Source organism: Rugosimonospora africana, from assembly GCF_016862975.1.
Lineage (GTDB): Bacteria > Actinomycetota > Actinomycetes > Mycobacteriales > Micromonosporaceae > Rugosimonospora > Rugosimonospora africana.
Map to the genome: position 1 here is coordinate 1 of NZ_BONZ01000039.1, position 23,044 is coordinate 23,044.

Sequence of the window (23,044 nt, forward strand, 5' to 3'; positions counted from 1 at the left end):
CGACGACCAAAGCGTGTGTTTCCCTCGCCCGGCGGCCGCCGGGCACCATACCGGGCGACACCTGAGAACCAACCGAGAACGGGATCCACGTCGGTCGGGCCACCGCTTGAGCAATCAAGGCCGGGCTGATGCCGCACCCGCATCGTCGAGCGACGGACGACAGTGGCGAACTCCCCGTATGCGCCGTACTCCGAGGGGGATCTCGGCGAGGGATGGCAGCACGATGACGGCGATGCTGTGACACCGCTGGTGGCCCAGGTTGCTCGCGCCAATGACGCCCAAAATCCTTCCGTCCGGCGGGCGACCAGCAAGCGGGTCACCCTCGGATCACAGTGCGAAGGAGGTTCCGGGGTCGCAATCGTTCGGCGGAGATGATGAACGGGACGCGGCACACGCGGCGTGAGTCCCCGCGCAGACCCGTGAATCTCTCGGTTTGCGTCATCGATGATTCCTCATGCTGGCGAACGAGGAACAACTGGCGTCCCACGCGTATCGATGGACACCAGCCCCGCCTCTGCAGGTCACCCTACACGTTGTAGTGTAGCGGTCGAGCCGGCGAACCGGACCGCACCCTCGACAAATTGAGAGCCGGGGCCTGAGGCCGACTACGGGTGATCGGTCCGACGTGTCAGCCGGCGATCGGTCGCGCCCGGACCAGTCCGGCATGCACGCAAGCCGGGAAGATCTCCCCTCGGATTGTTACTGATCGCCGGGTGTGTGGCCGTGGCCGTAGTAATACCGCGTTACCACACGAGTAATGCCGCGTCACCGCACAGCATTGATTCTACTACAATGCAAGTAGTAGCTTGGCCGGCGAGGAGGTGGATATGGAGCAGCGGCGCGGCTACGGCGATCTCGGCCAGGAGATTTTGACCATGATCGGTCGGGCTGGCACCCCGATGACTCCCGCGCAGGCGCGTGACACCCTCTACCGGCAACTGGCCTATACGACCGTAATGACGGTGATGGCCCGGCTCCACGATCAAGGTCTGCTGACTCGGAAGCGAGCGGGGCGAGCGTTGGCGTACACCATTCTCGGCGACCCGGCCATGGTCACTGCCCAGCGGATGCGCCGCCTGCTGGACATCGACCAGGACCGCGCCGAGGTGCTCGCTCGTTTCGTTGCTGGATTGAACGCCGATGACGAACGTCTCCTGCGCGGCCTACTTCACCGGATCACAGCAGGCAGAGGCAACTCGACCTCGGCCGACGGCCACGGATCGTGCACCGGGGAGCAACCGTGAATAGTGCAGTCATCGCATCCTTCGCTGCGTGCCTGGTTTTCGCCTTGGCCGGTCCCCACCTGACGCGGGCGCTACCACCCCACCTCGCCGTGCGACTGCTGGTGCCCAGCGTCCTGCTGGCCGCAGGAACCTCGGCGTTCGTCCTGGGCACAGTGGCATTCACCTGGGTGGGCCAGCTCGCTGAGGTTGCCGAGGTTGGCACCTGGTCGCCAAACAGCCTTCATCTACTCGACCCAATCCCCACGACGCTCGCGGCAGCGACGGGCGTGATTCTCGTCGCCCTAGCGCTGTGGACCCTACGTAGCGTCCTGCACACCGGCTGGGCGCTGCTGTCCGCCTCCCGCGCCGTGCGGCATCTCAACCCTGGTGTTGATACGCCATTCGTGCTCGTGGGTAACGCCCGGCCGGAGGCGTTCACCACCCCGGGACTGCGCCCGCTGACGATCATCACCACGGGCATGTTCGAAGCCCTCGACGGGCCGGGCCGGCAAGTCCTGCTAGCTCACGAACGCTCCCACCGCATACACCGCCATACCTGGTGGGCCCTCACCGCCGATCTGGCCGCCGCGATCAACCCGCTGCTGCACCCCACCGCGTGCGCCCTCCGCGAGGCGACCGAACGGTGGGCCGACGAAGACGCTGCCCTAGTCGGCGGCCGGCGCCTGGTCGCCGAGACCAGCGCGCACATCGCGCTGCTGGGTCGACACCCGCTCGCATCCAATGTGTTCGCGAGTGCCACCGGCGGTCTGGTACCCCGTCGGGTCATTGCGTTGCTACAGCCGCCGCCACGTGCCCGCGCCCGCCACCTCGCTGCGGTGGTCGCGCTGGCATTGGCCGTCACGCTCGGCGCGCTCGATGTGGAGCACATGGGCGAGAACCTCTTCGAGCATGCCGAGGCGGCGACAGCCGCCAATCACCTTGTCCACCAGTCCCCCCATCGTGCCGAGTCACCTTGTGATACCGAGGTAGGTCACCCGCACCTCATCGGCGGCATTTGATGAGTCTGCTACCCACAACCGAGTCTTCGCGCCCACTCGCGAGCCGGCGTCGGCGGTACTGCACTGATCCGGCCCGACAACACTGCCTGAGCATCCCATCCGTGACCGCTGGAAAGCGACCATGAAACACCTGACGTTGCACAAGGTGGGTTGACCGCAGTTCCCGTTAGGCAGACGAACGTCCTCCGTCTGCCTAACGGGAACTGTCCTGACAGGGCAACCGGCCGCGCTCAAACCGATCGAAGGAGAGAGAGCGTTGGTGATACATCACTCGTGCCCACCGACAGCAGCTGTCGTCCACGGCCGATGACGGCCTCGATCCAGCGCGGGCCTTCGTGGATCGCTCGCCATGCGCGCGGTATTCGCATGCTCGTCCAAGTACTCACGCTCGTCCTGGTGACGTGGCTCCTGGTCCTCCCACAGCTACATGGGTCGTTGAAGTCCCTACACCTACTGTTCCGCGTCGACGACTCATGGGTGCTGCTGGCACTCACAGCCGAGCTCGCCTCACTGAGCTTCTACACGTTGCTGACACGCGCGATGCTTCCTGAAAACATCCGCCCCCCGCTACACCGGGTCGTGCGCATCGATCTCAGCGCCATCGCCCTGGGCCACTGCCTACCAGACGGCGGGGCGGCCGGCACCGCGCTGTGCTGGCGACTTCTTGTCGCCGAGGGCGTGCCATCCACGACGGCGGCCTTCGCCAAACTCGCGCAGGGCCTCGGATCGGCAATCGTCCTGCAAGGGCTGCTACTTGCGTCCTACGCGATCGGATCCACGACAAGTGGAGCCTCGCGCTGGGAACTGCTGCCCGCCGCCTGTTCGACGGCAATCCTTGCGATGATTGGCCTGACCCTGCTGGCTGTCCGACGAGTCGGGGTCCGCCGCCGCGTCGGCCGACTGGTAAGCCGAATCCCCTGGTGGGGGCCGAAGCTTGCCCAGGTCCTGTCGAATTTCTACCGCCGTCATCTCGTTGACCAACTGCGCTCCGTGCTCGGCAGCCGACGCGCCTTGCTGATCACCGTAGGGTTCGCGGGGGCGAACTGGGCATTCGACGCGCTCGCACTGTGGGCGTCGTTGCGGGCTTATGGTCCCAGCATTGGCCTTGAGCCGTTGGCCATAGCGTTCGGCATTCAAGCGCTGGCCGCCTGGTTGCCGATCACACCGAGCGGACTCGGAATCTCCGAAGCCGCAATAATCCCGGCACTGATCGCGTTCGGCTCGTCGCGAAATGCCATCGTGCTCGGGATCCTCACATGGCGGGTGATCGCCTACTGGCTGCCAATCCCTCTCGGGGCCTTGGCCTTTGGCTCTCTGCGTGCCTTCAAACGGTCGGCGGTCAAGCTCCCGCCTGGCGTAGCAGCACAAGCATTAACACGACCGATGCGTGAGCTGCCGGGACCACGAGCCGAACCCGTTCCTGCTGTCCCGGATTCAGATCCGAAGCCAGCGCGACCGTCGGGAGGTCCGCAGCTCAAGCAGTGCAGACGATAATCGAAGGCGACTGCACTCACCGACCTCGTCCTCGCACACGCCACCACGCTGCGGGACCAGACACTGATCATCCCTTTCCGGCTATCACGCGCTGGACGACAACAGCAGGACGGGGTGTCTGAGTCCCTGAGCCTGAAGTGCCGCAGGCCCCGCCCACGGCCGCGGCGAGTAGGCCGAAGACAAGCGCCAGCAACGTGCTTCCCGGGCTTAGAGAGCCCGGCAGTAGGCGTCACTTCAGGCCCTTGGTGATGGGTCGGCTGTCCCAGCGGTAGCGTGGTGTCGCACGGCGGATCAGCATACGCAGTGTAACGATTGCAGCGGACAGGTAGAGGTAGAAGTCGACGACAAGGCTGCGCTTTTCGCTGCAGCGCCGCAGCTTGCCGAATCCGTTCATCCACGCGTGACTGCGCTCGACCACCCACCGTTTGCCAGCCTGGATCGGGGCAGGGACGGCCTTGCGGGCGATCTCGCCGGTGAAGCCCAACTCCGCCAAGGCGCACCGGGTCTTGTCGCTGTCGTAGCCTCGGTCCAGGTTCACGTTGACTTGGTCGGGAAGCTCGCCAACCTGCTTCATAGCGGCTTCCAGAGTGGGCACAAGCAGCGGGGAGTCGTGGCGGTTGGCCCCGGCCGAGACGATGCCGAGCGGAACACCCCGGGCTTCGGTGGCCACCGAACGCTTCAGTCCCTGCTTGCCCCGATCGACAGGCGAGCGCCCGGCGGCCTCCCCGCCGCACGGGGCCTTGGTGATACAGCCGTCCACGGACAGTTCGTCGAGCTCCAGGCCGATCATGCGGTCGTACGCCTGCAGGGCGAGCGCGTGGACCTGCTCAGAGCCATCCCCAACTGAGCCCAGTACTTGACGCGTCGTCTAATCGTGCGGTCCGAGCAGCCGGGGCCGGCGGAGCGCTCATAGCCGGAGCCGTGCACCAAGGCGGCGATCACGTGCTCGAAGACCACCCGGTCCGAGACGCGTGGGTTGTGACAGCCCAGCGGGTGCGTGTCGACGTGCTCAGGCAGCAGCGCCGCGAACTGGTCCCACAGGGGTTCGAGCAGGCATGACGGCAGGACGGGCACGAACTCTCCGGGGAACGGGAGCGGGGGACGTAGAACGGTGCCCATCCGGTCGTGTTGCCACCGCTAATCAGACCGCCTGTCAGAGCCCGGTCCCGGTCCGGGGTCAGCAAACCGGGGTGAGGGCTGGACTCCTCGTATGTGGTACCGGCTGCACCGACCGGCGCGGGAGCCACCGATGGTCGGGCGGAAGGTCCCTGGGTCCGGGGGTCTGCAGCCCCCCGGCGGGTGAGCGGTCGGTCAGCTCAGCCGGGCATCGGCGTAGACGGCCATCGCATCGCGCTGGTACTCGGCCAGCCCGGCAGCGACCTTGTCATAGGCCGAACGAAACTGCGGGTCATCAACGTAGGTCTGGCCCAGTCCCTTGTAAGCGGCCGCGTTCGGGGTCCAGAACTGGCAGATGCCCCGGTAATGGGCGTCCACCTCAGTCAGCACCGCCGGGTCGGACACGGGTGTACCAGCCGCCATGAACTCCGCCATGCGGACCATCTGCGCCGTCGTCTCGCGCTGCATCCGCTCCTGGTCTTGGGCGGTGAGCGTGTCGGTAAACTGCCGGGATTGCTCGTACTCGTGCGGCCACCGCTCGCGCGCCTCAGCTTCGTAGCGCGAGGCGTCGAATCCCTCGAACAGGTTCTCCGGCCTGTTAATCTTTGTCATGTCGCCCTCGTCCTTTCCTTTCTCCAGTTCGGCGATGGTGCGGCTGACCGTGCGCGCCAGCGTGGCCAGCCGGTTCTGCTCCACCAGCAGACGTCGGTGGTGCTCCCGGAGCATGGCCACCTGGTCGACCTGGCTGTCCAGGACCGCTGCGATTTCGCGCAGTCCCAGGCCCAGTTCCCGCATCAGCAGGATCTGCTGCAGGCGCAGCAGATCGGCCTCCTCGTAATAGCGGTGCCCGTTGCTCCCAATCCACGCAGGCGGGAGCAGACCGATCTCGTCGTAATGCCGAAGCGTCCGGGACGTCACCCCGGACAACCGCGCTACGTCCGCGATAGACCAGGCCATTGTCATGCCTCCCATCGCCTGGCCGGTTTCTCCGGCCACACAGACGACCCTAGGAGTTGACGCAGCGGAAACCGCAAGCCCAAACTCCGCCCGGAGCGCCATCACGCGCGGATACGCACAGTGAGCGCAACCACACGTGTGGACCCCGATACTGATGCTGACTGCCAAAGACGGCGGATACGATCAGGCCGATGCCCTTCCTCCCGGGCCGCCAGTGGTGCGGCGACACTGGCGGCGAACAGTCGCCGCGAGCACTACCCGGGCACGAAGCATGTCGCGGAGGAGAGAGTTGAACGGGTTGCTCGATCATGTGGCGGACAGGAGACCGGTGACCAGCCCGGCAGCCAACAGCGCGCCGAGCGCGACTCGGTACCAGACGAATACCACAATCGAATGCCTCGACACGTAACGTAGCAGCCAGGCAATCGACGCGTAGGCGACCACGAAGCTGACGATCACCCCGACAGCAGTCGGACCCAATCCGACAGTCGATGCCACGTCCTTGTGACCCGATAGAGCTTCAAGGATGCCGGCGGCAGTCAGGGCCGGGATGCCGAGGAAGAACGACATCCGGGTGGCGGTGACCCGGTCAAGGCCACGCAGGAGACCGGCCGAGATCGTGGCACCCGAGCGGGATACCCCTGGAACCAGCGCGATGCACTGGACCAGGCCGATGATCAGGCCGTCCTTGGCCGCGACCTCGCCTTCGCGACGTCTCTGGGTGGCCACCCGCTCGGCGACCACCATAACCAGCGACCACAGCAGCAGACCCGCTGCCACCCACCACAGGCTGCGCAGCGTCGTCTCGATCATATGCTTGAAGACCAGTCCGATCACGGCGATCGGGATGGAGCCGAGCACCACCGCAACCGACAATCGCCACTCGGGCCGTTGCCGTTCGGCCGCGCTGAAAAGACCCGTCGCGAACGACACGACGATACGCACGATGTCACGCCAGAAATAGATGACGGCCGCGGCGATCGCCCCGACCTGAATGATCGCGGTGTACGCAGTAACCCCGAGATCACCGGTCCCGAGATGCATCAGGTCTTCAGCGATCGTCAGGTGCCCGGTCGAGGACACCGGAAGAAACTCCGTCAGCCCTTCGACGACGCCGAGGACAATGGTCTGCCACCATTGCATCAGATCGACCTGCCAGTCCTGATCGCTGAGACACCTGCGCCGCCTGGCAACAGACCATGGCGACTGGCGCGAGGGAAACCAACGACGAGGCTGGCCTGTAGCGCCTCAACTCTGTTTTTGAGGATGGTGACGTCGGTCAGTGGCCCGGATTCGGCGAAGACCACCGCCGACACGCTGACCCACTCGAAGATCGAGGCCCGCGAGGTTGGGGCAAGACAGCCCGTGGAGGGCATTCGAGATACTCCTTCGTTCACGCTTCAGTCGGTGAAGTCGTCAGATCAGGTGACGCGTCGACTCCGGCACGGAGCGCGAAACCAGCTGCTGCGCGGCACCGAGTGGACCACGGCAGCCGCAGACAACCGGACTGGGCTAGACGCGTATCGCGACGCAGATTAGGCGGGCGAAGCTGAGAAAACGATGAAGACGGGTATCCGTGCCTCCACAACGGCGACGCCCACGAAACGGGCCAGCGCCGACGCCAGGTCCGCCGCCCGCCTCCCACCACAACGTTTGGACTCCAGGAAATACCCGAACCTGAGGATCCTTCGGGGACATCGAGGATCCACCGGCTCACTCGGGCAACACGGCTGGCTCTTCGCGCGGCAACACTGCGCGCCGCCGGGGTCGCTTTCGACCATGCTCGAATCGCTGCGCTCGCTCTCTCTCGGGGCGGCAGTCGCCAGACCGCATCCGGGGTGTCTGCGGGATTCATACGTACGTTTCCGGCCCAGTGCAGGGCGGCACCGCGATCACCTCGGCCCAGCGCGTGGGCGTCAGTACCGCATCGGGCACTGACGCCCACCAGTGACCGCTCTGGGGAAGACGGTCAGCTAGGACCCTACACTCCGTAGGAGATGTCGGGTAAGAGGTGGACGGCGCGCCGGCAGCCCATCGAAATCCAGGACGGGCGTGTGCGTTGCTCGAGCGTTTCGATCCGCCACGGGGCTTCGATCTTCCGGCCCCGCATTGCGACTGTGATACACCGTCGACGCGGCCGGTCAGGCGGAGTCTGCGGCTTCACCCATGGGGATGAGCTGCATTGATTGTGGGTGGTGCCGTGTCCATGCGCCCCCGGCGTCGGTGGCGACACATGCCAGCCAAGGTCACGGTTTTGGGAGACTGCAGCCGACCGAGAGCGGGGGTCTGCTCACTCTGCCACTCGTGAAAACCTGCCTGTATCTCTGGGCCCGATGCGGCGGCTCGATCTGCTGACCGACTCGCGGGGTTCTGCGCCGCAGCGAAGCCCGCCTATCTGGTCGGCTTCATGGCCTTCGACGACGGGGCCATCCCGTCGCCCAGCAACACTTTCACCGTCTCAACGAAGGCAAAGATCCGACTGCGGCTGTCCACGAGCCGGCCGCCCGACACAGCAGGCCATCACCCTGAGCCATCTCTGACATAGGTGGGCGCGCACTCCCACGATGCCCGGCAAAGGACCGAGCCGCGTCCCTCCGAGAGGGCTCTAGCAATCCTACGGCTTGTAGTAGGGTTGCGGGGCTGATCAACGAGAGGGCGGAGTTCGATGCGACCCAGCACCACCGTGACCGGTACAGGGCGGTTAGCGATGCGGGCGAAGGTACCGGAGATCACCGCCATGTTCTGGCTGATCAAGGTACTGACCACGGGCATGGGCGAGGCCGCCTCCGACTACCTCGGCACCGTCAGCCTGGTACTGGCCGGCGCGATCGGGGTCATCGGTCTCGTCGTGGCCCTGGCGCTGCAGTTACGCGCCCGCCGGTACATCGCGCCGGTGTACTGGTTCGCGGTCGCGATGGTGGCGGTGTTCGGCACCATGGCCGCGGATGCGCTGCATGTGGCATTGGGCGTCCCGTATGCCGGCGCGACCGCGTTCTACGCCGTGGCCCTGGTCGTCGTGTTCGTGCTCTGGTATCGCGCCGAGGGGACGCTGTCCATCCACAGCATCGTGACCCGGCGTCGGGAGATCTACTACTGGGTGACAGTGTTGGCCACCTTCGCCCTGGGAACCGCGGCCGGAGACCTGACCGCGGCCAGCATGCACCTGGGTTACTTCCCCTCGGCCGTGCTGTTCGGCGTGCTCATCGCGCTGCCCGCCATCGGCCGCCGGCTCGGGCTCAACGGCATCGCCGCGTTCTGGATTGCCTACGTCCTGACCCGCCCACTGGGCGCCTCGGTCGCCGACTGGCTCGGCAAGCCGCACCACCCCGATGGCGGGCTGGGCTTTGGCGACGGCACCGTGGCGGGCCTCGCGACCCTCGCCATCGTCGCCCTAGTCGGTTACGTGACTGTCGCTCGCACCGACATCCAGCCGGAAATCGGCACACACCCTGAGCCTGTTGCCGCCGAGGCCTGATCCGACGACGGCCTCCGTCATCCCGACGCGCTCCGCCGTAATGGTCGGCTCCAGCCTTCTGCCCCCTGCGCACCGGCAACGGTGTGGGCCCTGATCGTCGTCGTCGCGCCATTGACGACCGGTTCGAGCACGCACAGCGTTGACCCGGCCGGCGGTCACTGCGCGCTGCGGTGCCGCGCGAAGTCGCTCAGCCTGCTGATCGTCTCGATCCCGCCCGACTCCGGCCTGAACGCCGGCCGCGCTGACCACAGTCCAGATCTGATACCGATGATCACCTAGATCCTTACCGTCGGGCTGGTGACTCTGTCCGCGGCGTTCCTCGGGTGCGCTGCGCCCACCACCGATCGCCTTGGCGTCCAACAGCGCGCGCCGACCTGCCGCGTCGGGTTGTCCAGTGCCGCGAACGGCCCGCCGTTGACAGTCACGGCACCGGAGGTGGGCGCGTCCGTGCCTACCAGGGCCGGCGTGGGGTCACGGTGAGCGGCCCACGCCGGCGAGCGCATCCGTTGGCTTCCCGCATTTTGTGCTGAGTGGCCCGTACGGGTCGGCGCGGACACCTCAGGGCAACCACCCAGATCCGCGCCGACCTGTCGCGAACTGTCGACGCCCACTCCATCGACGGTGGCCGAAGCGCGAACAGCCGGCGATCCACATATTCGCCGAGGTCATAGCGGAACCCACAAACGCCACGATCGGGCGACAGCAGCTAACGACCGGCACCCTGAATCGGCTCAGGGTCGCCGCCCGTGCTCGGCGATTTGCGTTGTCCGACAACAGCTATACCCAGTATCATCCTCCGCATGATATCCGGTTTGGTACGGTCATGAGCGTCCGCCACGCGCTGCTGGCGCTGTTGACCGAGGGTCCTAAGTACGGCCTTCAACTGCGCGAAGAATTCGTCGCGAGGACGGGCGAGGTGTGGCCGTTGAACGTCGGCCAGGTGTACACGACACTGCAACGGTTGGAACGCGACGGTCTCGTCGAGTCCGACGACGCCGCTGAACCCGGGCCACAGAAGGGCTTCCGCATCACCACCGACGGCGAGCAGGAGCTGTCCGGATGGCTGCGCACCCCGCCGGACCTGACCTCGCCTCCGCGCGACGAGCTTGTCATCAAGGTCCTGGTGGCGCTGCGGGTACCCGGGACCAATGTGCACGAGGTGATCCAGGTACACCGCAGGTACCTGGTCGAGCTCATGCAGCAATGGACCCGGTTGAAGGAGGACGAAGCCGACTTCGATCTCGGGCTGGCGTTAGTGGTGGACGCGGAATTGTTCCGGCTGGATTCGGTAATCCGGTGGTTGGACGCCGCCGATGGTCGCCTCAAGCGCGCCGCCGCAGAGCCGGCCACACCGGACCCCGCTGCGACACCGCGGATTCGACTGAAGGTGGGGGTACGGCGGTGACACTCTTGGAGCTTCGCGACGTGTCGAAGGTCTATGGCACCGGACCGGCGCAGACCCACGCGCTGGACACCGTGAGCCTGTCCGTCGAGGCGGGTTCGATGGTGGCGGTGATGGGGCCGAGCGGGTCCGGCAAGAGCACGCTGCTGACTATCGCCGGCAGCCTCGAGGATCCGACCGACGGCGAGGTATTCGTTGACGGCGCCGCTCTGTCGGGGATGTCCCGCGCCCAGCGCGCCCAGCTGCGCCGGCGCTTCATCGGCTTTGTGTTCCAGGACTACAACCTGCTGCCCGGCCTGACCGCGGCCGAAAACGTCGCGCTGCCCTTGGAGTTGGACGGCACAGCGGTCCGCAAGGCGCGCATCGCCGGAATGGCCGCACTCGATGAACTTGACCTCGCCGACCGGGCGGACCACTTTCCTGACGAGCTGTCCGGCGGCGAGCGGCAACGGGTGGCCATTGCCCGCGCCATGGTCGGCCAGCACCGGCTCCTGCTGGCCGACGAGCCCTCCGGCGCACTCGACTCGGTCAACGCGGAGTCCGTGATGCGCCTGATCCACACCGCCTGCAAGCGCGGCATGGCCGCGGTGGTGGTGACTCACGACGCGCAGCTGGCCTCGTGGGCTGACCGGGTGGTGTTCCTGCGCGACGGACGGGTAGCCGACCAGACCAGGCCTACGCCTGGACCCGAAACGCTGCTGACTCCGGGACCGGGCCGATGAGCACCGTACTGCTGGAACGTCCGGCCGAGGCACACGCTACGGACGGCGGAGCTGCTGCGCGCCGCGCCGTGGTCCGCTGGGCATGGCGGCTGTTTCGCCGTGAGTGGCGCCAGCAGCTGCTGGTACTGGCGCTGATCACCGTCGCGGTCGCGGCGACCGTTCTCGGCGCCGCCGTCGGGGTGAACACCCCACCGCCTCACAACACCGGGTTCGGCACCGCCGACCATCTCGTCACCCTCCCCGGCGCCGACCCGCACCTCACCGACGACATCGCGGCCATCCGGCAGCGCTTCGGAGCTGTCGACGTCATCGAGGACCAGTCGATAGCCACCGGCATGGTGCAGGGAGCCCGGCTGCGCGCCCAGGATCCGAAGGGCCCCTACGGTTCTCCGATGCTCGACCTCGTCTCCGGCCGCTATCCAGCGGGAGCCGGCGAAGTCGCCCTGACCGGCCCGTTGGCGTCCACCCTCGATCTACGCGTCGGCGCTGTGTGGCACGAATCCACGCGCGCTTTGCGCGTTGTCGGCCTGGTCGAAAACCCGCAGAATCTGCTCGACGAGTTCGCTCTGGTCCCGCCGGGACAGCTCAGCGCACCGGATCGGGTCACCATTCTGTTCGATGCGGCACCAGCGCAGGTCGCGGCGTTCACCTTCCCAGCCGACGTGCAGGCCCAGGTCCCCCGTGCGGCGCAGGGTCTCGACCCGGCCGTCGTCGTGTTCGTCGTCGCGATTTTTGGGCTGGTCTTCGTCGGCCTGGTGGCGGTGGCCGGATTCTCCGTACTGGGCCAGCGCCGGATGCGCGCGCTGGGCATGCTCTCCTCACTCGGCGCCACCGACCGCAATATCCGCCTGGTCATGGTCGCCAACGGCGGCCTGGTCGGTGCCGTCGCCGCGCTGATCGGCACGGTCGTCGGCATCGCCGCCTGGATCGTGTACGCCCCGAACCTGCAGAACAGTGCCCATCACCGCGTGGTCTGGTACGCGCTGCCGTGGTGGCTGATCGCAGCCAACGTGGTTCTCGCGGTCCTGACTCCGGTGCTGGCCTCCGTGCGGCCCGCCCGCGCCGCAGCCAGGCTGTCCATCGTGGCGGCCCTGTCCGGACGACCGACACCACCGAAACCGACGCACCGTTCAGCGGTACCCGGCATCACGCTGCTCGCCGGCGGCATCCTGCTGCTCGCATTCTCCGGCGGCTGGGGCGGCTCCGGCGGCAAGGACCTGCTCTTCGAACTCGGCGGGCTGCTGGCCACCGCCGCCGGTCTGCTGCTGCTCGCCCCGGCCGGTACCACGATCCTGGGCATCATCGCCCGGCGGGCACCGCTGCCGATCCGGCTAGCGCTACGCGATCTCGCCCGTTACCGCGCCCGCTCCGGCGCAGCCCTGGCGGCGATCAGCTTCGCCGTCCTCATCGCCGTGATGATCTGCCTGATCGCCACCGGCCGCTACGCCGACCCGGTCGACTACTTCGCACCCAACCTCGCGGCCAACCAACTCGTCGCGTACGTACCAGGGCCCAACCCGGCGAACAACGGCCCTGGACCAGTCACGCCAACACCGCTACCCAGCGCCACCGCGCTCCAAGCGAGCGCGGACGAGATCGCCGCCGCCGTCGGCAGCCGCAATGTCTTGGCCCTCGACACCAGTGACGCAAACCTGGGCAAGATGGTCCCCAACCGGGGAGTGTTGGTGTATTCCGGTCTTGTCTACGTCGCCAGCCCGGCGCTGCTGGCCCACTACGGAATCGATCCGAACACGGTCGACCCGACCGCGATGTTTCTCACCTCACGCTCAGGCCTGGACCACACCCAGGGACTGCAAATGTTGTACGCGCCACCTACGGCGCCCGGCTGCAATCCCGATAGCTGCATCGCGGACCCGAAAATCCAGGTAATCCCAGGCCTACCAACGGATTCCTCAGCGCCCAACCTCGTGATCACCACCCACGCCCTGCAGACGCTCAACCTCAAAGCCACTCCTGCGGGCTGGCTGATGCAGACACCACAACCGTTGACGGCCGGGCAAATCAACGCCGCGCGGCAGGCGGCGGCCGCCGCCGGGATGACCATCGAGACCAAGAGCGACGCCCCCTCGCTGTCGCAGCTGCGCAATTACGCCACCGGGGTGGGCATCCTGCTCGCCCTGGCCGTACTGGCAATGACGGTCGGGCTGATCCGCAGCGAATGCGCTGCCGATCTGCAAACGTTGACCGCGACCGGGGCCAGTGCCCGGACCCGGCGCACCATCACCGCCGCCACCGCCGGTGCGCTCGGCCTGGTCGGGGCACTGCTCGGCACGACCGTCGCATACCTGGCCACCGTCGCGTACTTCCGTAGCCAACTCAGCCAACGCATGAGCAACCCACCAGTCCTCGACCTGGTACTCATCGTCATCGGCCTGCCTCTCGTCGCGACGATCGGGAGCTGGTTGCTCGCCGGCCGGCAACCGCCAACCATCGCGCATCAGCCCATCGGATGACCGCGGGTGGCCCCGGTTGCGCCGTCACGGCCAATCCGGGGCCGCCCGGCCACGGCCCGCAGCGAACAATGCGCCGACGGCCACCCGCTACGGATCCTCCTGAGACCCTGAGCGCGCGTGACGTTCCCTCATCCTGTGGCGTCGCTGGCCACGACACCATCGGAAGGCGAACAAGGTGCGGCGACTGGGATTCCCGCCCCGTCTACCCCCTTCAGAATGGTGCGTAGTCAACGCCGCAGTGCGTCCCGGCGGGTGGTGCCTGGGCGGACAGCAGGTACTGGTTTTCTGCCGCCAACGCACACGAGCTTCCGGCATGGATCGACATGTGCCCGTAGCCGTCGACGGTGAGAACCCGCGCGTCACCCAGTTCCCGGGCCGCCTGCTCGCCGCCCGAATAGGGCGTGCTCGGGTCGTCGGTCACGCTGACGAGCAGGATGGGCGTACCCGTGTGACGGTTCCATGGCCCGGTGTAGCGAGCAACGGTCCTCGGCCAAGTGGCGCAGGGCATCTCGGAGTACAGGCGTACCGGGCTCATCAGCGGAGCCTGCTGTGCTATCCGATTCTGGATGACGGGCCACGCCGAGGGGTTGCGGGGCATCGCCGTGTCCGCGCAGAAGACCGCTTGCGAGGCGTCGCCGGTGTTGTCGTACTCCGCTGCCGGCGGCAGCGCCGCAGGTGGAATGCCGATGGCTTGCAGGGCCCCCACTCCGCCGGGGTCGCCGGTCGTCAGAGCCTGTAACGCCTGAGCGAGGTTCAGCCAGCTGCCCGGTTCGTCCATCGCACCATCGATCCCACCGACGAGATCCTGGTACGTGATCGCCTGTGGTGGTTGGCTGCCGGGTACCGTCAGCATTTCCTGACGGGCCCGCGCGAACAGCAGATCCAGCTTCCCGTGCAAGGAACCGTCCGGCTGGGCGGAGGTGTCCGCGAACGGGCAACGTGATGCTCCGGCGGCCGCGCAGGTGGTGAGGAACGCGTCGAGGGTGTGCTCAGCCGCGACGGCCTCGGAGGCGAGCAGGTCCACGGTGTCGTCGGCCCAGGCGTGGGGGTCGACGACGCCGTCGAGCACCATGGCCCGCACGCGTCCCGGGAACATGTTGGCGTACACCTCGCCGAGGTAGCTGCCGTAGGACAGACCCCAGTAGTTGAGGGTGGTGTCGCCGAGCGCGGCGCGTAGCAGATCCATGTCCCTGGCGACGTCCGCGGTGGTCACGTGCCGCAGCAGATCACCGGAGCGTTGCTCGCATTGGCGACGGTACTCATCGGCCGTGGCTGCGACGGTGCGCTCCTGGTCTCTGGTGATCGGGAAGGTCGGTGTCCCCGCCCAGAATGCCTGGGCCTGCGCGTCGGTGGCGAAGCACTTCACCGGCGTGCTCGCACCGACCCCGCGCGGATCGAACCCGACGATGTCATATCGGGCGCGAACGTCGGCGTTGAAGATCTGCTCCGCGCCGCGAGCCACCCCGATCCCGGATATACCGGGACCGCCGGGGTTGATGAAAATCGCGCCGGCACGATGGGCCGGATCGCTGGCGGGCAGCCGGATCAGTGCGAGGTCGATCTGTCGCCCGCGTGGTTGCCGGTAGTCCAGCGGTACGCGGGCGGTGGCGCACTGGAACCCGTCCGAGCAGTCGGTCCAGGCCAGCGTGGGTGTCGGCGGAGTAGGCGTGGATGCCGCCAGCGCGGGCTGTGCCGGTGCGCTCACCAGCCCGGCGGTCAGCATGGCGAGCACGGTGGCAGCAGACCAGCGCCAGCGGGCGGTACGGCGGGCGGAGGGCACGGTACCTGAGGTTTGGGTGTTGAAAACCTTCATGCCACGCATAGTACGCACCGCGTAGTACGCCGCGCGTAGTACGCGGCACGTAATAGTCTTCAATCGGGAACACACAGCACCTGATGCAAGACAGGGCACGGCGGCGGCCGAGCGCTGCACCGCTGCCGCGACAGGCTGGCACTACCCATCGCCGAGGCCAGCAAGCTGATGCCGCACAGGTCGCGCAGCAGCCTGCGGTCGCCGGCGACCAGGCCGGCCCCGGCCACCCCGGCGGCGAGTGCCCCGTATCCGCAGTAGGTCAGGGCGAGCGAGGCGGCCGGCCGCAGCAGGGGCAGCCGCCGGCCGGCGGCCCGCTCGGATTCACCGAACGGGGGGTGACCACGCCGGCACAGCCACAAGGCGGCCCGACGGCCGGCAATCTGCCACAGCCAGCCGCCGGGACCGGCCACCCCGGAACCCCCGGCACCAGGCCGCAAGGAACGTCTCCTGTAGCACGTCCTTCATGTCAGCGGCGGCGCAGCCGGGCAGCCAGCCACGGCGCATGCCGCGAAAACAGCTCCCGCAGGGCCCCCGTCGTCGCCCGTCATGGCAGCGATCGGCTCATCGTCGTCCATCGCCTTCTCTGTTTCGTCCGACGCCGATTGGTTCGCTGAGGCCGGGCAGCGTCGTGGCCACTGGCGGCCCTACCGCGTCGTCCAGGTCGTCGTACTCCGTGTTGACGGGCCCCGTCGTGAGAACATCGCGTTCGAGGCCGCGAGCCTGGCCGACGACGCGGATGCCATCAAGGACGCGCCAATGCTTCGGCCATGTGAGAGGGCTTTGCGAGGGGATCGTTGAGGCGCCGCGCGGCGGCAGGCGGACTCCATCGGCCACGGTGTCGAGTTAGCCGGTCCCCACCGGCGGGGCCTGCCTCGCCGAGGCGGTCGGTTCCGCGTGCTCGAACAGGTTCTCGCCGGTATGTGCCACCGCAAGTGCGCCAGCGGCGACCGCGAGTGTCAGAGCGACGAGCGCGGCCAGATGGCAGGCGCGGGTGCGGGGTGCGGGCTGCAGCAGCGCGACGACCCGGCGAGTGACCTGGCCGCCGGCTGCGGCGGCGACGACGTTCGGTGCCGGTGTGTGAGTGCCCATCAGTGCGACCTGAGCGATGGTGGCGGCGACCTGTCGCCGATCGCTGCTGCGTGCGGCGTCTTCGTCGGCCCACCGTTCGGTGGCTTCACGGACGGCCCGCGCTGTTGGGCGTAGCAGCGGATTGACCGCCGCGGCCAGGTCGGCGGTCAATGTCCAGCAGGTGTGGCGATGATCGCGGTGGGATCGTTCGTGAGCCATCAGCACCCGCCGCCCCGGTCCGTCGAGCGCAGCGAGCATGCCGGTGGTGATGACGGTACGAGGGCGTAACCCGGGGGTCGTGAACGCCTGCGGCTGTTCGCTGTCAACGATGACGAACGGGGAGCCGTCGGTGTTGTGAAGGTGTCGGCAGGCACGGTGTACGGCTAGCAGCGCCCGGCCGGTGTGCACCGCGTTGCCTAGGGCGCACAGTGCCACGGGTACCAGCAAGGCCCCGGTGGTGACCGCTACGGGGGCGGGGATCGGGTCGAGCAGGCGCAGTGTGTGGGGGGACCAGGTGCCGTACTCAGCGACCTCGGCCAGTTGGCCGATCCAGGTGAAGGCGACCGTACCCAGGACGAACACTGTGGCGACGGCGGCCAGCAGGGCGCTGGGTACCAGCAGCCGGACCGCAAGATGTGGTGCCATCGCGCGGGTCAGGTGTGGGCCGGCCAGCGCGAATGTCAGGCAGGCCATCAGGGAGGCGATCACGGCGATGTTCAAGGCCGCTCCCGGCGGGACGAACCGCCCTGCTTCGGCGGGGTCGGGGTGTCCTGGTCGGCGGTGATCTGGTCCAGTAGGCCGCGCAGTACCTGTTCGTCGTCTGCGGTGAGCCCGTCGACGAAGCGTGCAAGCACCCCGACACGGTCCTGTTCGATGTCGAGCAGACGGTGCATCCTTCGGGCGGTGACGTTGGCCGGGTCGCCGATGGCGGTGTAGGCGAACGCTCGACCGGCGCGTGTTCGGGTCAGCAGGCCCCGCTCATGCAGCCGGGCCATCACGGTCATCACCGTGGTGTAGGCCAGTTGCCTGTCGAGAGCGTCGCGCACCTGTGCTGGAGTCATCGCCGTGTCGGCCTGGCCAATCAGCTCCAGGATCGCCTGGGCCAGGTCGCCGTGGCCGCGTCGATGCTCCATGTGTCCCGCCCCATCCTGCCTACCTACTACATTATTTCGTCGTAATATGCTGCCTACGACGTGAAAGTGTAGTAGACATGGAACGGCGCGGCCACCAAATGCGGATTAATCCCGCCAAGCGGATCGCCTCGCCAACCCGAATCACACAACCACTGCGAGAGGCCCAACATGACGATGTCCCCGCCCGCCTTGTCCGGGCAGAGCCACCGGATGTTGAACAAGGTGCCCGAGGTCACCATCTACTTCTGGATCATCAAGGTTCTGTGTACGACCGTTGGGGAGAGTTTCGCCGACTACATCAACGAAACCCTGGGCTTCGGGCTCACCAACACCACGCTGCTATTCTGCGCTGCGCTGGCTACGGTCCTGGTCGCCCAGTTCAGGCTGCGCCGGTATGTGCCTGCGGTCTACTGGCTCGCTGTTGTGCTCATCAGCGTCGTCGGCACGTTGCTGACTGACCAATTGACCGACGGTCAGGGCGTCCCGCTGTGGATCAGCACCACCGTGTTCGCCGTGCTGCTGGCTATCGTTTTCGCCGTCTGGTACGGCCGTGAACGCACTCTGTCGATTCACTCCATCAACACCAGGGCCCGCGAATCGTTCTACTGGTTGACCGTCCTGGTCACCTTCGCACTGGGCACCGCTGCCGGTGACTGGACCCTGGATCTGACCGGTTGGGGCCCCGGCCCCTCGGTGCTGCTGCCGGCAGGTCTGATCGTCGCTGTTGTGGTGGCATGGCGGTTCGGCGCCGGCCCGGTGCTGTCCTTCTGGCTGGCCTACATCCTGACCCGTCCGTTGGGAGCCAACATCGGCGACTACCTCGCCTCCTCGCGCGACGAGGGAGGACTGGGCCTGGGCACTCTGGGCACGAGCGTCCTGTTTCTAGCCGGGATCCTGATCGCCGTCGTCTACCTCACGAAAACCCGCAAGGATCGGACCGAACTGGTCTACCACGGTACCGAGGAGACCCAGTCGATCACGTGACGAATCACGCCGGTCGGTCCGAACGCAGATTTCTCTACCGTTCGGCAAGATGAGGAGGGCCGTGGCCATCCGCTGCGGCCCTCCTCCACGCCTAGGCCCAGCCGCTGGGCGGCCGTCGACTACCGCGCTAGCAAATGAGAGATGCCCACGTCGCCCTGCGGACACGACTACATCGCCACGCTGCTGCGTAAGCGAATGGGCGCCGAAGTGTTGTTCTCTTACGAGGCCGGTCGGACGCCGCTGATTGAGCCCACCATCACGCCCAGGACGGCGACGACCATTTGGCTGATGGACACCGGCCCGGCCAGGACGATCTCCAACGGATGCACCCACGAAATCGGCCCGTCCACCTGGATCGAAACGGTCCCAGCGGCGCTACATCGCCCAGGCGATCAGGGAAACCTCGCCGACCCGCCGCTTCGGTAGGTTGTTGGTCTGCGCCAGGCACAGCAGGTGGTGGTACGCAGAACGTCCACCATGGATGGCCTTCGCGTCCAGCAACGCACCAACCTCCCGCATCGGGTTGTCCAGCTGCCGGAATGGCTTGCCGCCAATGGTGACCCGGCCGCCGGTCGGCGTGTCCAGACCCAGGATCATGCGCATCGTGGTGGACTTCCCGGCCCCGTTGGGCCCCAGGAACCCGGTCACCTGCCCAGGTCTGACAGTGAACGACAGCTGATCGACAGCGACCCGCTCGCCGTACCGCTTGGTGAGGCCAACAGCCTCAATCATGACTACAGATCCCCTCGATCTCGGGCACGGCGACCGTGCACCAACGATGGTTATGACGACCAGAGACGTGCTTGCGCTCGCCTCGCGGCATCGCGCACCGTACCGGCCCATTCCTGAGAACCGACGAGAAAGCGACGCCGCACCCGGCGTGGAGCCGTAAGCCCCACGGGCTGTGTGCATCGATTCGTCCTACATGGATGACCGAGGCCCGTCGCGTCCGCCACCAAGACCCTACAAGATGTAGTGTATGGGTTCGGCTAGCGGGCGAGGTCGGCATCACCGAGACGGATATCAGCCCGATTCATGCTGTTTGGCCCCACCAGTCCCCCAAACCGACAACATGGTTCACGTAGTACGATCGAATCTACTACGATGGAATGTAGTAGATTCAATATATGGGGTGGACGTGAAGCAGCGGCGTGGCTACGGCGATCTGGCCCAAGAGATCTTGGACCTGGTCGGGCAGTCCGGCACGCCGATGACTCCTGCCCGGGTGCGTGACGCCCTCGACGGGCGACTGGCCTACACGACCGTCATGACGGTGATGGCCCGGCTCCACGATCAATGCCTGCTGGCGCGCGAGCGGGCCGGACGGGCGTTCGCGTATACCGTTCTCAGGGATGCGGCCATGGTCACCGCCCGACGGATGCACCGTCTGCTGGATATCGAGCAGGACCGAGCCGGAGTGCTCGCTCGTTTCGTCGACGGGTTGAACACCGATGACGAACGGCTTCTGCGGGGGCTACTTCAGCAAATCATCGCCGAACGAAGCGGCTCGACCTCGACCGACGAGTACGGTTCGTCCACCGGGGAGCAGCGTGAATAGCGCCGTCATCGCTTCGTTGGCCGCGTGTCTGGCCTTTGCCCTGGCCGGTCCGTACCTGGCACGGGAGCTGCCGCCGCACCTTGCCGTGCGGCTTCTGATGCCCAGTGCGCTACTGGCCGCAGGCACCTCGGTTTTCGTCCTGACCACCGTGGCGTTCGCCTGGATAGGTCAGGTCGCCGAGGTCGACACCTGGTCTCCACAAACTCTGCATCTACTGGACCCGATTCCCACGCCTTACACGGTGGCGACGGGAGTGTTGCTGGTAGCCATAGCGCTGTGGACCCTACGCAGCGTGGTGCGCACCCGCTGGGCAATACTGGCCGCGTCTCGTGCCTGGCAACACCTTGATCCCGGCGATGATGCACCCCTCGTGCTCGTCGACAGTGTGCAGCCGGAGGCATTCACCACCACGGGGTTACGCCCGCGGACCGTCATCACCACCGGCATGCTCGCGGCCCTCGACGGGCCGAGGCGGCAGGTCCTGCTGGCCCATGAACGCTCCCACCGCCTACACCGCCATACCTGGTGGACCCTGGCCGCCGATCTGGCCGCCGCGGTCAACCTCCCTGCTGCGCCCCACCGCGCGGGCCATTCGCGAGGCGACCGAGCGGTGGGCCGACGAGGATGCCGCCCGGGACAACGACCGGCGTCTGGTCGCCGAAACCATCGCCCAAGTCGCGCTGTTGGGGCGAGACTCGCCCGCGCCCGGCGCGGTCGCCCGCGCCACCGGCGGTCAGGTACCTAAGCCCGTGATCTTTAGCTGAGCAGGACTGGCGTGGCGCTCCCGCGCGAGCCCTCGTCGGCGATCCTCCCCAACGTGTGCGACGCCGAAACACTGCCCGAGCCTCTCTCGTGACCCCTGAAGGGCTGACCCATGACACACCTGACGTATCTGCAAGCCATCTTCATCGGCGCATTGCAAGGCGTCACCGAACTCTTCCCGGTCTCCAGCCTCGGTCATAGTGTCCTCATCCCGGCACTGATCGGCGGTTCCTGGGCGGACAACCTGAGCATGACCGCCACGGCCTCGCCATATCTCGCTTTCCTCGTCGCAGTACATGTCGCCACCGCCATAGCTCTCGTGATCTTCTTCCGTCATGACTGGGTCCGCATCATCATCGGCTTGGTTACCTCCATTCGCGATCGCCGCATCAGCACGACCTATCAACGACTGGCCTGGCTGCTGATCATCGCGACCATCCCCGTCGGCATCGCCGGTATCGCCTTGGACCACCTGGTCCGCACCACTCTCGGCAGACCCGTACCAGCAGCGACCTTCCTCATCATCAACGGTGTTGTCTTGCTTGCCGTGGAGCGCCTACGCGGGCGCCGCGACTCCACCGTCGCACGGCCGGTTCCCGTCGGTAGCCGGGCACACGGTGGTGGGCTTGGTCAGGTCTACGCCGCCAGCGGATACATGGGCGCGTCGACTACCACGTCTGCGCACGACGGGACTAGCAAATCCCCGATCGATTCTGACGAGCGTCTGGCCCGGCTGGGCTGGATCGAGGGCACCGCGATCGGGGCCGCGCAGATCCTGGCTCTGCTCCCAGGCATCAGCCGATCGGGTTCCACCATCGTCGCCGGGCTGATCCGTGGCCTGACTCACGAGGACGCAGCCAGGTTCGCCTTCCTCCTCGCGACTCCGGCCATCGCTGGCGCCGGCGTGTTCAAGCTTCCAGAGCTTGCCGGGCCGACCGGCCACGGCATCCTCGGTCAGGTACTGGCCGGCAGTCTCGTTGCCGGCGTGGGTGCCTACCTGTCGCTACGATTCCTCACCCGCTACTTCCAGACCCGCACGCTGACCCCGTTCGCGGTCTACTGCATGGTCGGCGGCATCGCAAGCCTCGTCTGGCTCATCGCTACCTGAGCATCGGCAGATCGTGCCGAACGTAGGGGCGACCGAACGGGGCCTTCCCGCGCTCGGCCTTTACCCTGTGATGTTCCGCTCGCCCGGCCGGACCAGTCCGTATTCATAGGCGGCGATGACGAGCTGCGCGCGGTCGTGTGCGTCGAGTTTGGTCATGCCGCGGCTAACGTGGGTCTTGACGGTGGCTGGACTGAGTCGCAGGTGGGCGGCGATCTCGCCATTGGTCATTCCGCGCCCGACCAGGCCGAGTACCTCGGTTTCCCGTTCGGTGAGGCCGGCCACTGTGGCCGGGAGCAGACCTGGGCCGGCGGGCTGGCGGGTGTACTGATCGATCAGCCGGCGGGTGATGTTGGGGGTGAGTAGTGCGTCCCCTTCGGCCACGACATGGATGGCCTTACGGAGATCCGCCGGGTCGGTGTCCTTGAGCAGGAATCCGCTCGCGCCGGCGCGTAGCGCGTCGAAGATGTACTCGTCAGTGTCGAACGTGGTCAGCATGATGACGCGGAGGTGTGCGGTGTCTGGTGCCGCCAGCAGTTGGCGGGTGGCCTGAATGCCGTCCAGTCCGGGCATCCGGATGTCCATGAGCAGGATGTCGGGCCGTAGCGAGGGAGCCAGTTGCACAGCATGCTGGCCGGTGACCGCCTCGCCGACCACGGTCAGGTCGGGGTCGCGGTCGACCAGGACGCGCAGGCCGGCCCGAATCACGGCTTGGTCATCGACGATCATCACCCGGATG

The 23,044-nt window shown here is 66.9% G+C and carries 18 protein-coding genes and 3 pseudogenes; 12 read left to right on the plus strand and 9 right to left on the minus strand.

What is annotated here, in order from left to right; translation table 11 throughout:
- The first annotated feature begins 806 nt into the window (after positions 1 to 806).
- The 3 genes from Raf01_RS20490 to Raf01_RS20500 all read left to right on the plus strand — a co-directional run bounded on the left by Raf01_RS20490 (position 807) and on the right by Raf01_RS20500 (position 3,736).
- The gene (locus Raf01_RS20490; RefSeq protein WP_239133765.1) at positions 807 to 1,244 is read left to right on the plus strand and encodes a BlaI/MecI/CopY family transcriptional regulator; all 438 of its coding nucleotides are present in this window, start codon (positions 807 to 809) and stop codon (positions 1,242 to 1,244) included.
- 89 nt (positions 1,245 to 1,333) lie between these two features.
- On the plus strand, positions 1,334 to 2,242 hold the full coding sequence (locus Raf01_RS20495; RefSeq protein ID WP_203919566.1) for a M56 family metallopeptidase: 909 nt from the start codon (positions 1,334 to 1,336) through the stop codon (positions 2,240 to 2,242).
- A gap of 366 nt (positions 2,243 to 2,608) precedes the next feature.
- Positions 2,609 to 3,736 carry a lysylphosphatidylglycerol synthase transmembrane domain-containing protein gene (locus Raf01_RS20500; RefSeq protein WP_239133787.1) on the plus strand — a complete coding sequence of 376 codons (1,128 nt, stop codon included), beginning with the start codon at positions 2,609 to 2,611 and terminating at the stop codon, positions 3,734 to 3,736.
- A 229-nt stretch (positions 3,737 to 3,965) separates the two neighbouring features.
- Here the strand turns inward: Raf01_RS20500 and Raf01_RS20505 are convergent.
- From Raf01_RS20505 to Raf01_RS20515, 3 genes and pseudogenes are all read right to left on the minus strand, one after another.
- Positions 3,966 to 4,810, minus strand: a pseudogene (locus Raf01_RS20505) (IS5 family transposase).
- Between the two features lie 237 nt (positions 4,811 to 5,047).
- Positions 5,048 to 5,848, minus strand: a complete 801-nt coding sequence (locus tag Raf01_RS20510; RefSeq protein WP_203919568.1) for a MerR family transcriptional regulator — start codon at positions 5,846 to 5,848, stop codon at positions 5,048 to 5,050.
- 267 nt (positions 5,849 to 6,115) lie between these two features.
- Positions 6,116 to 6,952: an undecaprenyl-diphosphate phosphatase gene (locus Raf01_RS20515; RefSeq protein WP_203919569.1), complete on the minus strand. Its 837-nt coding sequence runs from the start codon at positions 6,950 to 6,952 to the stop codon at positions 6,116 to 6,118.
- 1,522 nt (positions 6,953 to 8,474) lie between these two features.
- Between Raf01_RS20515 and Raf01_RS20520 the strand changes: the two genes are divergently transcribed.
- From Raf01_RS20520 to Raf01_RS20535, 4 genes are all read left to right on the plus strand, one after another.
- A complete protein-coding gene (locus Raf01_RS20520; protein WP_203919570.1) occupies positions 8,475 to 9,284 on the plus strand; it encodes a COG4705 family protein in 810 nt (269 codons plus the stop codon).
- 823 nt (positions 9,285 to 10,107) lie between these two features.
- Positions 10,108 to 10,689 carry a PadR family transcriptional regulator gene (locus tag Raf01_RS20525; protein WP_203919571.1) on the plus strand — a complete coding sequence of 194 codons (582 nt, stop codon included), beginning with the start codon at positions 10,108 to 10,110 and terminating at the stop codon, positions 10,687 to 10,689.
- Entirely contained in the window at positions 10,686 to 11,408 is a 723-nt protein-coding gene (locus tag Raf01_RS20530) for an ABC transporter ATP-binding protein (protein WP_203919572.1), read from the plus strand. The genes Raf01_RS20525 and Raf01_RS20530 overlap by 4 nt, the downstream gene beginning before the upstream one ends.
- Positions 11,405 to 13,882 (plus strand): ABC transporter permease, encoded by a 2,478-nt coding sequence (locus Raf01_RS20535; RefSeq protein ID WP_203919573.1) that lies wholly within the window; start codon positions 11,405 to 11,407, stop codon positions 13,880 to 13,882. Before Raf01_RS20530 ends, Raf01_RS20535 begins: the two co-directional genes overlap by 4 nt.
- Before the next feature lie 211 nt (positions 13,883 to 14,093).
- Here Raf01_RS20535 and Raf01_RS20540 read toward each other — a convergent pair whose 3' ends face one another.
- From Raf01_RS20540 to Raf01_RS20555, 4 genes are all read right to left on the minus strand, one after another.
- The gene (locus Raf01_RS20540; RefSeq protein WP_203919574.1) at positions 14,094 to 15,695 is read right to left on the minus strand and encodes an alpha/beta hydrolase; all 1,602 of its coding nucleotides are present in this window, start codon (positions 15,693 to 15,695) and stop codon (positions 14,094 to 14,096) included.
- Positions 15,696 to 15,754: 59 nt separating this feature from the next.
- Positions 15,755 to 16,105, minus strand: a complete 351-nt coding sequence (locus Raf01_RS20545; RefSeq protein ID WP_203919575.1) for a hypothetical protein — start codon at positions 16,103 to 16,105, stop codon at positions 15,755 to 15,757.
- 433 nt (positions 16,106 to 16,538) lie between these two features.
- Positions 16,539 to 17,483 (minus strand): M56 family metallopeptidase, encoded by a 945-nt coding sequence (locus tag Raf01_RS20550; RefSeq protein ID WP_203919576.1) that lies wholly within the window; start codon positions 17,481 to 17,483, stop codon positions 16,539 to 16,541.
- Positions 17,480 to 17,896, minus strand: a complete 417-nt coding sequence (locus Raf01_RS20555; RefSeq protein WP_203919577.1) for a BlaI/MecI/CopY family transcriptional regulator — start codon at positions 17,894 to 17,896, stop codon at positions 17,480 to 17,482. The genes Raf01_RS20550 and Raf01_RS20555 overlap by 4 nt, the downstream gene beginning before the upstream one ends.
- 168 nt (positions 17,897 to 18,064) lie before the next feature.
- Here Raf01_RS20555 and Raf01_RS20560 point away from each other — a divergent pair, with 168 nt between their 5' ends.
- On the plus strand, positions 18,065 to 18,880 hold the full coding sequence (locus Raf01_RS20560; protein ID WP_203919578.1) for a COG4705 family protein: 816 nt from the start codon (positions 18,065 to 18,067) through the stop codon (positions 18,878 to 18,880).
- Between the two features lie 399 nt (positions 18,881 to 19,279).
- On the opposite strand, the pseudogene Raf01_RS20565 reads toward Raf01_RS20560, so the two are convergent.
- Positions 19,280 to 19,612: pseudogene (locus Raf01_RS20565) on the minus strand (ATP-binding cassette domain-containing protein); the annotation flags it as partial.
- A 400-nt stretch (positions 19,613 to 20,012) separates the two neighbouring features.
- On the opposite strand from Raf01_RS20565, the gene Raf01_RS20570 reads away from it, so the two are divergent.
- The 4 genes and pseudogenes from Raf01_RS20570 (at position 20,013) to Raf01_RS20580 (ending at position 22,308) form a co-directional block, all read left to right on the plus strand.
- On the plus strand, positions 20,013 to 20,438 hold the full coding sequence (locus tag Raf01_RS20570) for a BlaI/MecI/CopY family transcriptional regulator (protein ID WP_239133766.1): 426 nt from the start codon (positions 20,013 to 20,015) through the stop codon (positions 20,436 to 20,438).
- A gap of 97 nt (positions 20,439 to 20,535) precedes the next feature.
- Positions 20,536 to 20,919, plus strand: a pseudogene (locus tag Raf01_RS50900) (hypothetical protein); the annotation flags it as partial.
- Positions 20,920 to 20,929: 10 nt separating this feature from the next.
- Positions 20,930 to 21,202 (plus strand): M48 family metalloprotease, encoded by a 273-nt coding sequence (locus tag Raf01_RS49680; RefSeq protein ID WP_239133767.1) that lies wholly within the window; start codon positions 20,930 to 20,932, stop codon positions 21,200 to 21,202.
- 110 nt (positions 21,203 to 21,312) lie between these two features.
- Complete coding sequence (locus tag Raf01_RS20580) at positions 21,313 to 22,308, plus strand: undecaprenyl-diphosphate phosphatase (protein WP_203919582.1); 996 nt, start codon at positions 21,313 to 21,315, stop codon at positions 22,306 to 22,308.
- 60 nt (positions 22,309 to 22,368) lie between these two features.
- Here the strand turns inward: Raf01_RS20580 and Raf01_RS20585 are convergent, their stop codons facing one another.
- Complete coding sequence (locus Raf01_RS20585) at positions 22,369 to 23,034, minus strand: response regulator (RefSeq protein ID WP_239133768.1); 666 nt, start codon at positions 23,032 to 23,034, stop codon at positions 22,369 to 22,371.
- Positions 23,035 to 23,044: the final 10 nt, after the last annotated feature.